Annotated in this window: 12 protein-coding genes; 8 read left to right on the top strand and 4 right to left on the bottom strand. The window is 67.7% G+C overall.

Annotation, left to right across the window (positions count from 1 at the left end; genetic code table 11):
- Positions 1 to 177: 177 nt before the first annotated feature.
- From C1707_RS14180 to C1707_RS14165, 4 genes are read right to left on the bottom strand one after another with little or no spacing between them, the layout of a single operon-like run.
- On the bottom strand, positions 178 to 987 hold the full coding sequence (locus C1707_RS14180) for a rhamnogalacturonan acetylesterase (protein ID WP_240633700.1): 810 nt from the start codon (positions 985 to 987) through the stop codon (positions 178 to 180).
- A complete protein-coding gene (gene lldD, locus C1707_RS14175; RefSeq protein ID WP_101711883.1) occupies positions 987 to 2,126 on the bottom strand; it encodes an FMN-dependent L-lactate dehydrogenase LldD in 1,140 nt (379 codons plus the stop codon). The genes C1707_RS14180 and lldD overlap by 1 nt, the downstream gene beginning before the upstream one ends.
- 15 nt (positions 2,127 to 2,141) lie before the next feature.
- Entirely contained in the window at positions 2,142 to 2,903 is a 762-nt protein-coding gene (locus tag C1707_RS14170) for an L-rhamnose 1-dehydrogenase Lra1 (protein WP_101711884.1), read from the bottom strand.
- A gap of 33 nt (positions 2,904 to 2,936) precedes the next feature.
- Positions 2,937 to 3,770, bottom strand: a complete 834-nt coding sequence (locus C1707_RS14165; RefSeq protein ID WP_101711885.1) for an IclR family transcriptional regulator — start codon at positions 3,768 to 3,770, stop codon at positions 2,937 to 2,939.
- A 214-nt stretch (positions 3,771 to 3,984) separates the two neighbouring features.
- Here C1707_RS14165 and rhmD point away from each other — a divergent pair, with 214 nt between their 5' ends.
- The 8 genes from rhmD to C1707_RS14125 all read left to right on the top strand — a co-directional run bounded on the left by rhmD (position 3,985) and on the right by C1707_RS14125 (position 14,839).
- Positions 3,985 to 5,163 carry an L-rhamnonate dehydratase gene (gene rhmD / locus C1707_RS14160; protein ID WP_101711886.1) on the top strand — a complete coding sequence of 393 codons (1,179 nt, stop codon included), beginning with the start codon at positions 3,985 to 3,987 and terminating at the stop codon, positions 5,161 to 5,163.
- Positions 5,164 to 5,204: 41 nt separating this feature from the next.
- Complete coding sequence (locus tag C1707_RS14155; protein WP_101711887.1) at positions 5,205 to 6,068, top strand: 2,4-didehydro-3-deoxy-L-rhamnonate hydrolase; 864 nt, start codon at positions 5,205 to 5,207, stop codon at positions 6,066 to 6,068.
- Positions 6,065 to 6,814, top strand: a complete 750-nt coding sequence (locus C1707_RS14150) for an SDR family NAD(P)-dependent oxidoreductase (RefSeq protein WP_101711888.1) — start codon at positions 6,065 to 6,067, stop codon at positions 6,812 to 6,814. The genes C1707_RS14155 and C1707_RS14150 overlap by 4 nt, the downstream gene beginning before the upstream one ends.
- A 67-nt stretch (positions 6,815 to 6,881) precedes the next feature.
- Positions 6,882 to 7,799 carry an amidohydrolase family protein gene (locus tag C1707_RS14145; protein WP_101711889.1) on the top strand — a complete coding sequence of 306 codons (918 nt, stop codon included), beginning with the start codon at positions 6,882 to 6,884 and terminating at the stop codon, positions 7,797 to 7,799.
- A gap of 29 nt (positions 7,800 to 7,828) precedes the next feature.
- On the top strand, positions 7,829 to 8,164 hold the full coding sequence (gene rhaM / locus C1707_RS14140) for an L-rhamnose mutarotase (protein WP_101711890.1): 336 nt from the start codon (positions 7,829 to 7,831) through the stop codon (positions 8,162 to 8,164).
- Between the two features lie 5 nt (positions 8,165 to 8,169).
- A complete protein-coding gene (locus C1707_RS14135) occupies positions 8,170 to 11,976 on the top strand; it encodes a beta-galactosidase (RefSeq protein ID WP_240633698.1) in 3,807 nt (1,268 codons plus the stop codon).
- 37 nt (positions 11,977 to 12,013) lie between these two features.
- Positions 12,014 to 13,123 carry a beta-galactosidase BglB gene (gene bglB / locus C1707_RS14130; protein ID WP_058350578.1) on the top strand — a complete coding sequence of 370 codons (1,110 nt, stop codon included), beginning with the start codon at positions 12,014 to 12,016 and terminating at the stop codon, positions 13,121 to 13,123.
- Between the two features lie 90 nt (positions 13,124 to 13,213).
- Entirely contained in the window at positions 13,214 to 14,839 is a 1,626-nt protein-coding gene (locus tag C1707_RS14125; protein WP_101711891.1) for an MFS transporter, read from the top strand.
- The last annotated feature ends 147 nt before the right edge of the window (positions 14,840 to 14,986 follow it).

The following is a 14,986-nucleotide window of genomic DNA, read 5'->3' as shown; positions in this document are numbered from 1 at the left end:
GAGGTCCAGGAGCGCCGGCCCGGCCTGCGCTCCTTTCTTTTTGCCTGAACAGCGCCTCACTCCGTAAAATCCCCGCGAAAGCGGGGACCCAGGTGTTTTGTCGTCGAGCGCTACGGGCTTCAGAAAAAGCCTAGGCCCCCGCTTTCGCGGGGGTTTTACGGGAAGAAGGTACGGTCCCTACGGCCTGCCCGCGCAGGTCGGCTCGCCCCGCGCCGAAGCATCGGCCTCGCCCGGCAGAACCAGCTTCGAAGCCGGCACGCCCGCGCCCCGCAGGCCCTTGGCCACGATGCCGGCGGCCATGCGCGCGCCCAGTTCGTTGGGGTGGGTGGTGTCGTTGATGCCTTCGGGGTGGCTGGCGATCTTGTCGGCCGCCGAATAGATCATGAAGTACTTGGCGCCCTGCGCCTCGCCCACCGCCTGCAGCCTGGCCTGGCTTTCGCGGTCGAGGTCGATCAGCGGGGTCTTGGTCTCGGCCGCCACGCGCCGCACGGTCGCCGAGTACGGGCCGTGGGTGTCCTGCACCTGGCCGTCCTTGAAGATCAGCTTGGCGATCGGGGTTATCAGCACCGGCTTGGCGCCGGCCGTCCGCACGTCGGCCACGAACCGGCGCAGGTTGTCGGCATAGGCCCCGTTCGGGTCGGTGAAGCGGACGATCTTCTTGGTGTCGGCGTCGTTGTGGCCGAACTGGATCAGCACGGTGTCGTCGGGCTTCAGCTGGGCCATCAGCACCGACCACAGCCCCTCCTCCTGGAAGGTCTTGGTCGAGCGGCCGCCGCGGGCCAGGTTGACGATCTGCGCCTCGGGCTTCAGCGAGCACTTCAGCACCATGCCCCAGCCCATCTGCGGGAAGCTGCGGGCGCTGTAGTCGGCGGCGGTGGAGTCGCTGGCGATGACGATGCGGTTAGGCCCAGATAGGGCCGGCTCGGCCAGGGCGGCCGGCGCCGCCCCCATGACCAGAGCCAGAGCGAGGGCGGCGGCGGTTTTCATCAGCGGGTCTCCGCCAGGATTGAACGGTCGATCTCGGAGACGGAATTGACGCCGGTCAGCGCCATGGCCACCCGCATCTCCTTCTCCATCAGGTCCAGAAGCTGGGTCACGCCCGCCTGACCGCGCGCGGCCAGGGCGTAGACGGCGGCCCGGCCCAGCAGCACGCCCTTGGCGCCCAGGGCCAGCATCCGCACCACGTCGAGACCCGAACGCACCCCGCCGTCGGCCAGCACGGTCAGCTTGTCGCCGACGGCTTCGGCGATGGCCGGCAGGGCCTTGGCCGACGACAGCACGCCGTCCAGCTGGCGGCCGCCGTGGTTGGACACCACCACCCCGTCAGCGCCGATGTCGGCGGCGGCCCTGGCGTCCTCGGGATCGAGCACGCCCTTGATGATCAGCGGCCCCTTCCAGGACTCACGGATCCATTCCAGGTCCTTCCACTGGATCGAGGGGTCGAAATTGGCCCCCAGCCAGCCCATGAAGTCCTCCAGGCCCGTACTGCCCTTCAGCACCGGCGCGACGTTGCCCAGGGTGTGGGGACGGCCCATCAGGCCGACGTCCCACGCCCATTGCGGACGCCCCATGGCCTGCAGGATGCGGCGAGCCCCGGCGTTGGGACCGCTCATTCCGGAATGAGCGTCGCGGTAGCGCGCGCCGGGCACGGGCATGTCGACGGTGAAGACGAGCGTGCTCGCCCCCGCCGCCGCCGCCCGCGCCAGCAGGTCGCGCATGAAGGCGCGGTCCCGCAGCACGTAGAGCTGGAACCACAGCGGCCGGCTCGAAGCGGCCGCCACCTCGTCCACGTCGCACACCGACACCGTCGACAGGCACAGCGGCACGCCTTTGGCCGAAGCCGCGCGCACCGCCTGGCACTCGCCACGGCGGGCGTACATGCCGGTGAGGCCCACGGGGGCCAGCACCACGGGCATGGACTGCTCCACGCCGAACAGGCTGGTCGCCGTCGAGACCTTGGACACGTCCTTGAGCACCCGCTGTCGCAGGGCGAGGTCCGCCAGGTCGGAGACGTTGCGGCCCAGGGTCCGCTCGGCGTAGGCGCCGCCGTCGATGTAGTCGAAGAGGAAGCGCGGCAGCTTTCGCCGCGCAGCCTCACGGAAGTCGGTGGTCGACGAGACGATCATGGAAGGACGATCGATCTACTGCAGGTTCACGAACGCGCCGCCGTCGACCAGCAGGGCCGCGCCGGTGACGTAGTTGGCCAGATCCGAGGCCAGGAACACGATCGGGCCGGCCAGGTCGTCGGGCTCGCCGAGGCGGCCCAGCGGGATGCGGCCGCTCATGTATTCGCGCTTGGCGACGTCTGCGAGGTCTTCCTTGTTGATCGCGGTCTCGATCGTGCCCGGCAGCACCGAGTTGCAGCGGATGCCGTGCTTGCCCAGCGCGATGGCGGTCGACTGCATCAGGCTGTGCACGCCGGCCTTGGTCGGGGTGTAGTGCGTCTGCATGCCGCCGCCGACCAGGGCGCTGATCGAGGAAACGGCGATGATCGAGCCGCCGTGGCCTTGCTTGACCATCTGGTTGGCCGCCGCCTGCACCATGTAATAGGCGCCGAACAGGTTCACCTTCATGGTCCGCTCCATCACTTCCGGAGGCATGTCCAGGAAGGCGTGGAACGGGCAGATGCCGGCGTTGTTGACGAAGACGTCGACCTTGCCGAAGGCCTCGACCGCGGCGTCGACGAAGGCCTGGGCGGTTTCCACCTGGGCCACGTCGCCCTTCACGGCGATGGCGCGACGGCCGAGGGCCTCGATCTGCGCCACGGCGTCGGCCGCGCCGGCCTCGTCGGAGTGGTAGTTGATCGCCACGTCGGCGCCATGACGCGCCGCGCCGATGGCGGCCGCCTTGCCGATCCCGCCCGAGGCGCCGGTCACCAGCACCACCTTGTCCTTCAGAAGCATAGTTCCTCCGTCTTCACTCACGCGCGGGAAGCGTCAGGTCTTCGCGCCTGACCCCCGCTTGCCGTTCCAGCCCAGATCGCGGCTGATCGCGTCGGCGGCCGAACGGATGTCGTCCACCAGGACCGTCATCCGCTCGTCGTCCATGTATTGGGCCGCGCCCGAGACGCTGATGGCCGCCACCACGTGGCCGCCCGCGCCGCGCACCGGGGCGGCGACGCAGCGGATGCGGTCCTCGTTCTCTTCCAGGTCGAAGGCCACGCCGCGCTGCGAATAGTCGTGCATCCAGGCGATCCACTGCTCTTCGTTCGGCGCGCCGGCGGCCGCCGGGCCTTCCTTGCGATAGAGCGCGCGCCAGCGGGCCTCGTCGTCGTCCAGCACCAGGGCCTTGCCCAGGCCCGTGGAGCGGATCGGCTGGCGATCGCCCACGCGCGAGGAGATGTTGATGCGGCGGCGGCCGGTCAGCTTGTCCAGATAGAGAGCGCGGTCGTCGTCGAGCACGCCCAGGTGGACGGTGTCCTCCAGCTCTTCCCACAGCTTTTCCAGGTGCGGGCGCGCGATGCGCGGCAGGTCCATCTGCTGGCTGGCCAGATAGCCCAGCTCCAGGAGCTTGGGGCCCAGGCTGTAGCCTTCGCGCGGGGTCTGGGTCAGCAGGCGGCGCTCGACCAGGGCCGTGGCCAGGCGGTGCGTGGTGCTGCGGGTCAGGCCGAGTCGGGCCGCCAGCGCCGGCAGGCCGATGGCCCCCGCGTCGGCCACCACGTCGAGCACGTCCAGGCCGCGAAACAGCGTCTGGCTGCCGCTTGGGCTCTTGGTCGCCGCGCCTTCGTCGTCCGCCACCGGTTCCGCTCCCCTTGACGTGCTGGGTTTCATTTTGTAGCACTACCTCTCATAATATGGAACGCAAGACAAGGGCTCGCGTCAGCGACTCTTTCGGTCGCGGGGGTCCTGCGATCAGCGTGTCATACGATGTTCTGGGGAGGTAGCGCGAACATCCGTTCGCGTCGTTCGGCGGCCCCGCTGGCGCGCCTCCCTTGGTAGGGGCAGATCCGGTCACGAGAAGACCGGGCGATGGTTGGAGCACGAGATGCCGCTTCCCTTGATCAAGGCTGTACGCGCCTATGTGGTCCGCGGGGGCGGCGCCGACTATCACGACCAGGGCGAAGGCCACTGGATCGACGACCACATCGCGACCCCGATGTCGCGCTATCCCGAATATCGCCAGAGCCGCCAGAGCTTCGGCATCAACGTGCTGGGCACGCTGGTGGTCGAGATCGAGGCCGTCGACGGCACGATCGGCTTCGCGGTGACCACCGGCGGCGAACCGGCCGCCTACATCGTCGAAAAGCACCTGGCCCGCTTCCTCGAAGGTCGTGACCCGACCGAGGTCGAGAAGATCTGGGACCAGATGTACTTCTCCACCCAGTACTACGGCCGCAAGGGCCTGGTCGTGAACGCCATCTCGGGCGTCGACCTGGCGCTCTACGACCTGATCGGCAAGCTGCGCCAGGAGCCGGTCTACGCTCTGCTGGGCGGCAAGGTTCGCGACGAACTGACCTTCTACGCCACCGGCGCGCGTCCGGACCTGGCCAAGGAGATGGGCTTCATCGGCGGCAAGATGCCCCTGCACCACGGCCCGGCCGAGGGCGAGGAAGGCCTGCGCAAGAACCTGGAAGAGCTCGAAACCATGCGCAACCGCGTGGGCGAGGACTTCTGGCTGATGTTCGACTGCTGGATGTCGCTGGACCTGAACTACGCCACCAAGCTGGCGCACAAGGCCCACGAGTACGGCCTGAAGTGGATCGAGGAGGCCCTCAGCCCCGACGACTACTGGGGCTATCGCGACCTCAAGAAGAACGCCCCTCCCGGCATGCTGGTCACCACCGGCGAGCACGAAGCCACCCGCTGGGGCTTCCGCATGCTGCTGGAGATGGAATGCTGCGACATCATCCAGCCGGACGTGGGCTGGTGCGGCGGCGTCACCGAACTGATCAAGATCGCCAACCTGGCCGACAGCAAGGGCGTGATGATGATCCCGCACGGCTCGTCGGTGTACAGCTACCACTTCGTCATCACGCGCCATAACAGCCCGTTCGCCGAGTTCCTGATGATGGCGCCGAAGGCCGACGAGGTCGTGCCGATGTTCCATCCGCAGCTGATCGGCGAGCCCGTTCCGGTCAACGGCAAGCTCAAGCTCGGCGACGCGCCCGGCTTCGGCGTCGAGCTGAACCGCGACGTCGGCCTGCACCGTCCGTATCCGCGGTAAGCCGCGTCCCCTCCCCCATTTACCCCTAGAGCCAGAAGACCATGAAACTGTTGCGTTACGGCCCGCGGGGCGCCGAAAAGCCCGGCCTGCTGGATTCCGAAGGCAAGATCCGCGACCTGTCGGGCCACGTGTCCGACATCACCGGCGCGGAACTGACCCCGGAAGGCTTGGCGAAGATCGCCGCCATCGATCCCACCACCCTGCCGGTGGTCGAAGGTTCGCCGCGCTACGGCGTGCCGATCGGCAATGTCGGCAAGTTCCTGGCCATCGGCCTGAACTTCGCCGACCACGCCAAGGAAGCCGGCCTGGAACCCCCGCCCGAGCCGATCTTCTTCACCAAGGCCATCTCGTGCCTCAACGGCCCGAACGACCAGGTCATGCTGCCCAAGGGCGCCGAGAAGGGCGACTGGGAAGTCGAGCTGGGCGTCGTGATCGGCAAGCGCGCCCGCTATGTCGAGCAATCCGAAGCCCTGGACTACGTCGCCGGCTACGTGCTGGTGAACGACGTCTCCGAGCGCGCCTTCCAGAAGGAGCTGGGCTCGCAGTGGGACAAGGGCAAGGGCTGCGACACCTTCGGCCCCGTCGGCCCGTGGGTCGTCACCGCCGATGAAGTTGGCGACTGCCAGAACCTCGACATGTGGCTCGACCTCAACGGCAAGCGCATGCAGACCGGCAACAGCAAGACGATGATCTTCGGCGTCGCCGAGCTGATCGCCTACATGAGCCGCTTCGTCACCCTCGAGCCGGGCGACATCCTGACGACGGGCACCCCTCCGGGCGTCGGCGAAGGCCAGAAGCCGGAAAAGATCTTCCTGAAGCCGGGCGACGTCATGACGCTGGGCATCGAGAAGCTGGGCGAGCAGCGCCAGGAAGTCATCGCCTGGACCAAGGAAGGCGTCTCGTGACCGTTTACGCCAACCGCTTCTCGGGCCGCGCCGCCGTCATCACCGGCGGCGCCTCGGGCCTGGGCAAGGAAACCGCCCGCCGCATGGTGGCCGAAGGCGCCAAGGTCGCCCTGTGGGACCTCAACGCCGACGCCCTGAAGGCCGCCGCCGAGGAAGTCGGCGCCAGCTTCACCTACGCGCTGGACGTCTCCGACGAGGCCCAGGTCGCCGCCGCGACCGCCGCCAGCGTCGAGGCCCTGGGCAAGATCGACGTGCTGGTCAACTCGGCCGGCATCACCGGCGCCACGGTGCCGGTGCACGAGTTCCCGCTCGACAGCTGGAAGCGCGTCATCGACATCAACCTGAACGGCCTGTTCTACTGCTGCCGTTCGGTCGTCCCGCACATGCTGGGCGCCGGCTACGGCCGCATCGTCAACGTCGCTTCGGTGGCCGGCAAGGAAGGCAATCCGAACGCCAGCGCCTATTCGGCGTCGAAGGCTGGGGTCATCGGCCTCACCAAGTCGCTGGGCAAGGAACTGGCCGGCAAGGGCGTGATCGCCAACGCCCTGACCCCCGCCACCTTCGAAAGCCCGATCCTCGAGCAGCTGCCCGCCAGCCAGGTCGAGTACATGCGCTCGAAGATCCCGATGGGTCGCCTGGGCGAGGTCGAGGAAAGCGCCGCGATGGTCTGCTTCATGGCCAGCGAGGAGTGCAGCTTCACCACCGCCGCGACGTTCGACACGTCGGGCGGCCGCACCACCTTCTAGTTTGAGTTCGGGCCCGCCCGTCCTTCGGGGCGGGCGGGCCCAAGCCTACGAGCCCAAGGGGACAGGCATGGCGTACGCGGGTCCGATCATCGACGCCCACATGCACCTGTGGGATCTCGACAAGCACTACTATTCGTGGCTGCAGGACGACCCGCTGCCCAACAACCCGGCGGGCGACATGGCCCTGATCGCCGGGAAGAACTACCTGCCCGCCGACTACGCCGCCGACGCCCTGCCCTGGCGCGTCCAGAGCCTGGTGCACGTCGAGTGCGGCCTGCCCACCGACAAGCAGCTTTCCGAGACCGACTGGCTGGAAGGCCTGATCGCCGCCCCCCACCCGATTGGCGCGCCGATCGGCGCGATCGTGGCCGGCGCCAACCTGGACGATCCCGCCGTCGAGGCCCTGCTGGAGGCGCACGCCTCGCGGCCCCACGTGCGCGGCGTCCGCCAGATCGTCAATTTCCACAAGGACCCGGCCAAGACCTACGGCCCGTCCGACCTGCTGCTCAGCGACCAGTGGCGCGCGGGCTTCGCCCTGCTGGCCAAGTACGGCCTGTCGTTCGACCTGCAGCTCTATCCCTCGCAGATGGAGACGGCCGCCGCCCTGGCCGACGCCCATCCCGACATCCCGCTGATCGTCAACCACGCCGGCATGCCCACCGACCGCGACGAAGACGGCCTCGCCCTCTGGCGCTTGGGCCTGGCCGCCCTGGCCAAGCGCCCGAACGTCACCTGCAAGGTCTCGGGCCTGGCCATGGTCGACCGCGCCTGGACGGTGGAAAGCCTGCGCCCGTTCGTCCTTCACGTCATCGAGACCTTCGGCGTGGAGCGGACCATGTTCGCCAGCAACTTCCCGGTCGAGAAGGTGCACGGCTCCTTCGACGCCTTCTACAGCGCCTACGACGCCATCACGGCCGGCTTCGGCGACGCCGAGCGCCAGCGCCTGTTCGCCGGCTCGGCCGCCGCCGTCTACCGCATCGCCTGAAAACCAAGAAACGACGCCAGGAGGAAACCATGAGCACGCTGACCGAAGGCCGCCCGATCGCCTTCCGCATGCAATTGAAGCCCGGTGTCGCCGCCGAGTACGAGCGCCGCCACGACGAGCTGTGGCCCGACCTGGCCGAAGCGCTTCGGAACGCCGGCATCTACGACTATTCGATCTTCCTCGACGAAGAGACCATGAGCCTGTTCGCCGTGCTTCGCCTGAAGCCCGACAACGACAAGGACGCCCTGCCCCTGCAGCCGGTGATGAAGCGCTGGTGGGATTTCATGGCCGACCTGATGGACGTCCATCCGGACAACAAGCCGGTCGAATGGCCGCTCAAGCCCGTCTTCTACTTCGAGGGCTGAGACCAGTGATCAAGCGTCCCGCCCCCAAGACGATGGGCCTCGTCGGCCTCGCCGCCGCCCTGCTCGCCACCACGGCGCTTTCCAGCGCGAATTCGGCCGAGCCCACGCGCTACGTCATGACGGCGTTCACCAACGCCAGCCAGTCGAACATGAGCGTGTACGACTCGGCCGACGGCTCGCGCTTCACCCTGCAGAAGCCGCTGGCCTACACCCCGCCCAAGGGGCTGATCCGCGATCCCAGCGTCCTCAAGCGCAAGGACGGCTTCTACTACGTCGCCTACACCACCGGCTGGACCGGCAATACGATCGGCCTGGCCCGCAGCAAGGACCTGAAGGACTGGACGTTCCTGCGCGACGTCACCGTCGACGTTCCGGCCTCGACCAACACCTGGGCGCCCGAGTGGTTCGTCGACGCCGACGGCTCCGAGCACCTGATCCTGTCGGTCTCGACCACCGGCATCGCCGGGCAGTTTCAGCCCTACCGGATCACGGCGCAGGACGCCGACCTGAACAGCTGGAGCGCGCCGCGCCCGCTGTCGGGCATGGGCCCCAACTACATCGACGCCTTCGTCGTGCGCGAAGGCTCGCAGTACCAGGCCTTCGCCAAGAACGAGACGACCAAGTTCATCGAGCTCCTGACCGCCCCGTCGCTGGACGGCCCCTGGCAGGTCAAGGGCGGCGGCGACTGGGCCGGCTGGGGCAAGTTCCTCGAGGGCCCCGCCCTGACGCGCACGCCTGAAGGCGCCTGGCGCATCTATTTCGACGAGTACATGTCGAAGCGCTACTGGTACTCCGACAGCACCGACGGCTTCCGCACCTGGACGCCCAAGAAGGAGCTGCCCGAGCTGTCGGGCACGGTCCGCCACTTCACCGTGCTGAAGGAAGGCGGCGACCAGGCGGTCGCGGCCAAGCCCGCGCAAGCCCACCAGATCACCTGGGACAAGTACTCCCTGAAGGTCGACGGCGAGCGCATCTACTCGTGGGGTGGCGAGTTCCACCCCTTCCGCCTGCCCAGCCCGGATCTGTGGCGCGACATCCTCCAGAAGATGAAGGCCAGCGGCTACAACACCGTCGCGATCTACATCGACTGGGGCTATCACTCGCCCAAGCAGGGGGTCTACGACTTCAGCGGCGTGCGCGACATGGATCGCGTGCTGACCATGGCCAAGGAAGAAGGCCTCTACGTCATCACCCGCGCCGGGCCGTACGTGAACGCCGAGCTGACGCGCGGGGGCTTCCCCGGCTACCTGGTCAACCAGCAGGCCCGCGCCCGCACCGACGCGCCGGAATACATCCAGGCCGCCGACGAGTGGCTCTCGCAGATCAACAAGGTCATCGCCCGCCACCAGCTGACCACCGGCCAGGGCACGGTCATCGCCCACCAGATCGAGAACGAGCTCGACGTCGTGGGCGCCCCGCAGCAGCGCTACATGCAGTGGCTGGCCGACAAGGCTCGCGCCGACGGCATCACCGTGCCGCTGTTCCACAACGACAAGGGCCGCAACGGCTACTGGGTGCCCAAGGGCTCGAACGTGCCCGGCGCGGTGGAAGGCCCGACCGACCTCTACGCCTTCGACGGCTATCCGGGCGGCTCGTGCAAGGTCGACTCCACGCCGTCGGCGGCCGGCGTCGCGCCCGACTGGGGCCTCTACGGCGCCGGCGGGGCCAAGGGCGGCGCCTCGGCAAGCCCCAACACCCCCGGCTTCGCGGCCGAGTTCGGCGGCGGCTGGTTCGACTACTGGGGCAGCAACGGCGACTACGACTGCACCGCCATCCATCGCGGCGTCGGCTACCAGCGGGTATTCTACGGGACCAACATCGCCAACGGCCTGACGATCCAGAGCTTCTACATGACCTATGGCGGCACCAGCTGGGGCTGGTCGCCGGCGCCCGTGGTGTTCAGCTCCTACGACTACGGCTCGGCCATCGACGAGGCCCGCGGCCTGCGCGACAAGGCCCGCGTCATGAAGCAGATGGGCCAGTTCCTGAACACGGTCACCGACCTGCGCCGCATGGACAAGGGCGAGGCCGTCGTCCCGTCGAACGACAAGGTTCGCGTCTATCACAACGTCAACGCCGAGACCGGCAGCCACCTCTACGTGGTGATCCACAATCCCAGCAGCGCCACCGGCGACGAGGCCTTCACCTTCAAGGTCAAGACCCGCGACGGCGAGTACGTGGTCCCCTCGCGGATCAAGGGCCAGGACAGCAAGATGCTGATGGCCAGCTACGACCTGGGCGGCCAGCGGCTGGTCTATTCGACCTCCGAGATCCAGACCCACCTGCCCTGGAACGGCGGCGACCTGGCCTTGATGTACGGCCGCGCCGGCGAGGCGGGCGAAACCGTCCTGCGCTATGCTTCCGAGCCCAAGGTCGAGGTCCTGGAAGGCCAGGTCTCGTCCACCTTCGACGCCGCCAAGGGCGACCTGAAGCTCTCCTACAGCCACACCGGTCTGGCCCGCGTGCGCGTCACCGGCGGCGGCCGTCCGCCGCTGGTGCTGCTGCTGGCCGACGAGGCCACGGGGCAGACCTTCTGGCGCCAGGACACGGCCGCCGGCCCGACCCTGCAGCGCGGCCCCGGCCTCGTGCGCTCGGCCAGCGTCAAGGGCGCCGTCCTGTCGCTGACCGGCGACACGGAGACGGAAAGCCCGCTCGAAGTCTTCGCCCCCAAGGGCGTCAGGACCGTCCGCTGGAACGGCGCGGCCGTCGCCGCCAAGGCCACGGCCAGCGGCTCGCTGCTGGCGACCAAGGCCCTTTCCGGCCCGACCGCCGTCACCGTGCCGGACCTGGCCAAGCTAGACTGGAAGACCGCCGCCGGCTCGCCGGAAGCCGATCCGGCCTTCGACGACAGCGCCTGGGCCAAGGCCGAGGGCAAGCGCGGCGGCTCCACCGTGCGTCCGCCGACGGGCCAGCCGGCGCTCGACATGAGCACCCACGGCTTCCACCACGGCGACGTCTGGTACCGCGGCCGCTACAAGGGCCGCGCCGACATCGACACCCTGACCCTGCACTACGGCGCCGGCGGCGCCGGCATGCTGCAGGTCTGGCTGGACGGCAAGTTCCTGGGCCAGCACGAGCTGGACGGCGGCCTGCCCCGCCCGATCACCACGGGCGTGGCGACCTTCAAGCTGCCCGAAGAGCTGCGCGGCGACGGCGATCACGTGCTGTCGGTGATGGTGCGCAACAACGGCCACAACTGGGACCTCGACGCCGACGACTTCCACAAGGAAGCCCGCGGCCTGGTCTCGGCCTCGCTGTCGAGCCCGACCAGCTACAGCTTCGCCGTGCCGATCAGCTGGAAGATCCAGGGCAACAAGGGCGGCGAGGACATCGCCGACCCGGTGCGCGGCCCGATGAACGAAGGCGGCCAGTACGGCGAGCGCAACGGCTGGCACCTGCCGGGCTTCCCCGACCAGGGCTGGGCCAAGGCCGACATGGGCGCACCTGCGCCCTACGCCGGCACCACCTGGTATCGCACCAACTTCGACCTGGCCCTGCCCAAGGACCAGGACGTGACGCTCGGCCTGACGATCGGCGATCCGAAGACCCCGCGCTCGCCGGGCCGCTATCGCGTGCTGATCTTCGTCAACGGCTGGAACATGGGCCAGTTCATCGCCCACGTCGGCCCGCAGCGGACCTTCGTCCTGCCCAACGGCATCGTCGATCCGCACGGCAAGAACACCATCGCCCTGGCCGTGACCAGCGACGGCGCCCCCGGCGACGCCCTGGAAGCGGTCAAACTGGAAGTGCTGCGCAACGTGGAAGGCGGCGTGCCCGTCGCCCGCGTCCCCGCGCCGAACTACAAGCAGTAGGCCCCCGCCTACCCGAACTTACCTTTAGGAGACTACCGTGCCCAATCTCGCTCACGGCATCGAGGCCAAGGACGTCAAGGCCAAGATCGCCCTTCTGATCAGCAACCTCGTCGACATCACCGACGAGACGGGCGAGTTCCTGCTGCGTCTCGACGACGGCCGCGTCATCGACACCAAGGGCTGGAACGACTGGGAATGGACCCACGGCGTGGGCCTCTACGGCCTGTGGAAGCAGTACGAGATGTACGGCGACGAGCGCGCCTTCGACATCATGACCAAGTGGTTCGCCGACCGCTTCGAGGCCGGCACCCCGACCAAGAACATCAACACGGTCTCGCCGTTCCTGACCCTGGCCTACCTCTACGAGGCCACCGGCGACCACACCTACATTCCCTACCTCGAGACCTGGGCCGACTACGTCATGTACGAAGGTCCGCGCACCGAGGAAGGCGGCTTCCAGCACATCGTCTTCAACAGCGAGAACCCGCAGCAGCTGTGGGACGACACGCTGATGATGAGCGTGCTGCCGCTGGCCAAGATCGGCCTGCTGCTCGACCGCCCCGACTTCGTCGAGGAGGCCAAGCGCCAGTTCATGGTCCACATCAAGTACCTGGCCGACCGCAAGACCGGCCTGTGGTTCCACGGCTGGACCTTCGAGGGCCGTCACAACTTCGCCGACGCCCTGTGGGCCCGCGGGAACTGCTGGGTGACGATCGCCATCCCGGAATTCATCGAACTGCTCGACCTGAAGCCGGGCGACGGCCTGCGCGCCTTCCTGATCGACGCCCTCGAAGCCCAGATCAAGGCCCTGACCAAGTTCCAGGACCAGGAGTCGGGCCTGTGGCACACGATCATCGACGACAAGACCTCGTACCTTGAAGCCTCGGCCACGGCCGGTTTCGCCTACGGCGTGCTGAAGGCCGTCCGCAAGCGCTACATCGGCAAGGAATACGAAGCCGTCGCCATCCGCGCCATCAAGGGCGTGCTGGCCAACATCGACGACGCCGGCGAACTGCAGCAGGTCTCGTTCGGCACCCCGGTGTTCGACACGATCCAGGGCTACAAGGACATCCCGCTGACCTCGATGCCGTACGGCCAGTCGCTGGCCATGCTGGCGCTCGGCGAGTTCCAGCGCGCCTTCATCTAGGCCGCTGACTTCTGAACTCATCCGGTCCGGCCCAGCGCCGGACCGGACTTGGGGGCGACAAGACCCCCTTCTCTTGGGAATGAGACGCACATGGCCACGCCAGACGCCCGCAAACCGTCCTGGGTCAACTATTGGGGCTGGGGCTCCGGCGACATGCTGGGGGCCGGCGCGCAAGCCGTGATCACCGGCTGGCTGGCCTACTTCTTCATCACCTTCTGCGGACTGTCGCCGGTCAAGACCGGCCTGATCCTGGGCCTTCCGCGCCTGCTGGAAGCGATCACCTGCCCGCTGATCGGCTACATCTCCGACAACCTGCGCCACACCTGGATCGGCCGTAAGGTCGGGCGGCGGAAGATCTTCCTGCTGCTGACCATCCCGCTGCTGCCCAGCTTCGCCCTGATCTTCGTGTCGGGCCAGACCTTCACCTACTACCTCGTGACCTTCATCTTCTTCGAGTTCGTCTACACGATGTTCCTGATCCCGTGGGAAACCCTCGCGGCGGAAATGACGAAGGATTACAAGGAGAAGGCAAAGTTCGCGGGCGCCCGCATGCTGATCGCCCAGAGCTCGGCGATCCTGGCCTCGTACCTGCCCACGCTGATCATCAACAACTTCGGCGGCAAGGACAGCTCCAACACCTTCCTGATCATGGCGGCCATCTTCGGCGGCCTGTTCAGCCTGGTCGTGGTGCTGGTGGTGCTGTTCACCTGGGAGCGCCCCTACACCGAGGAAGAGAAGCTGATACAGCCCGAGCCCATGGACTGGGGCAAGGCCGCGCTGATCCCGGTCAACATGTTCCGCGACCTGTTCTCGACCCTGAAGCTGAAGGCCTTCCGCCAGCACCTGTCGCTGTATCTGGGCGGCTACATCAGCCAGGACATCTTCAACACCGCCTTCCCGCTGTTCGTGGCCACGGTGATGGTCGGCTCGACCCTGGTGATCTCCCAGGCGATGACGATGATGTACTTCGCCCAGCTGATCTCGGTGATGATCGCCATCCGCGTGATCATCAAGACCGGCCCGACGGCCGCCTACCGCATGGCCATCAGCTTCGTCTGCGCGGCCCTGCTGCTGTTCCTGGGCTTCTACCTGGTCAAGCCGGCCGGCTTCGCCGCCGGCGTCGAGGGCCTGCACGGCAACATCTTCAACGCCGCCGGCGCGGGCTTCAACCCGACCGTCCTGTTCTGGCTGTTCCTGCCGATCATCCTGGCTGGCCTGGGCCGCGGCACGCTGAACTTCGTGCCCTGGGGCGTCTACAACTACCTGCCCGACGTCGACGAGGCCGTCACCGGCCAGCGCCGCGAGGGCATCTTCGCCGGCGTCATGACCTTCGTGCGCAAGATCGCCCAGTCGGGCGCCATCCTGCTGACCACCACCCTGCTGGGCCTGGGCGGCTTCGTCTCGGGCGGCAAGGGCCAGGTGGTCCACCAGACCCCGCAGGCGATCCACACCCTGGTGCTGATCATGGTCGGCGGCCCGATCCTGGTGATGGTCACCGGCATGATCATCTCGTGGAAGTTCCGCCTCAACGCCAAGACCCACGAGGTTCTGGTCCACGAGGTCGAACGCCTGCGCGCCGGCGCGACGGAAGCCGAGAGCCCCGAGTCCAAGGCCATCGTCGAGGACCTCACCGGCTGGAAGTACGAACGCCTCTGGGGCCGCGGCGAAAAGGCCAGGCCCTCGGCGACGAGCGACCAGATCCCCGACATCAACTGATCAACGAAATAGAGCCCTTCCCCCTTGATGGGGGAAGGGTTGGGATGGGGGGAACCGCGCGTTCCGCCCCCATTTTCGTTTCAAGACCAAGCGCAGTGATCACCCCCATCCCCGGCCCTTCCCCCATCAAGGGGGAAGGGAGTCACC

The organism is Caulobacter flavus (assembly GCF_003722335.1).
GTDB classification, from domain to species: Bacteria; Pseudomonadota; Alphaproteobacteria; order Caulobacterales; family Caulobacteraceae; genus Caulobacter; species Caulobacter flavus.
Note: the sequence above shows the minus strand (reverse complement) of the source record. Positions and strands in the feature narration are given on the sequence as shown.

Excerpts from the sequence above, each read along its gene's own strand:
- C1707_RS14155 (WP_101711887.1), top strand. The coding sequence starts at position 5,205 with ATGAAACTGTTGCGTTACGGCCCGCGGGGCGCCGAAAAGCCCGGCCTG.
- C1707_RS14170 (WP_101711884.1), bottom strand. The coding sequence starts at position 2,903 with ATGCTTCTGAAGGACAAGGTGGTGCTGGTGACCGGCGCCTCGGGCGGG.
- lldD (WP_101711883.1), bottom strand. The coding sequence starts at position 2,126 with ATGATCGTCTCGTCGACCACCGACTTCCGTGAGGCTGCGCGGCGAAAG.
- rhaM (WP_101711890.1), top strand. The coding sequence starts at position 7,829 with ATGAGCACGCTGACCGAAGGCCGCCCGATCGCCTTCCGCATGCAATTG.
- C1707_RS14165 (WP_101711885.1), bottom strand. The coding sequence starts at position 3,770 with ATGAAACCCAGCACGTCAAGGGGAGCGGAACCGGTGGCGGACGACGAA.
- C1707_RS14125 (WP_101711891.1), top strand. The coding sequence starts at position 13,214 with ATGGCCACGCCAGACGCCCGCAAACCGTCCTGGGTCAACTATTGGGGC.
- C1707_RS14145 (WP_101711889.1), top strand. The coding sequence starts at position 6,882 with ATGGCGTACGCGGGTCCGATCATCGACGCCCACATGCACCTGTGGGAT.
- rhmD (WP_101711886.1), top strand. The coding sequence starts at position 3,985 with ATGCCGCTTCCCTTGATCAAGGCTGTACGCGCCTATGTGGTCCGCGGG.
- C1707_RS14180 (WP_240633700.1), bottom strand. The coding sequence starts at position 987 with ATGAAAACCGCCGCCGCCCTCGCTCTGGCTCTGGTCATGGGGGCGGCG.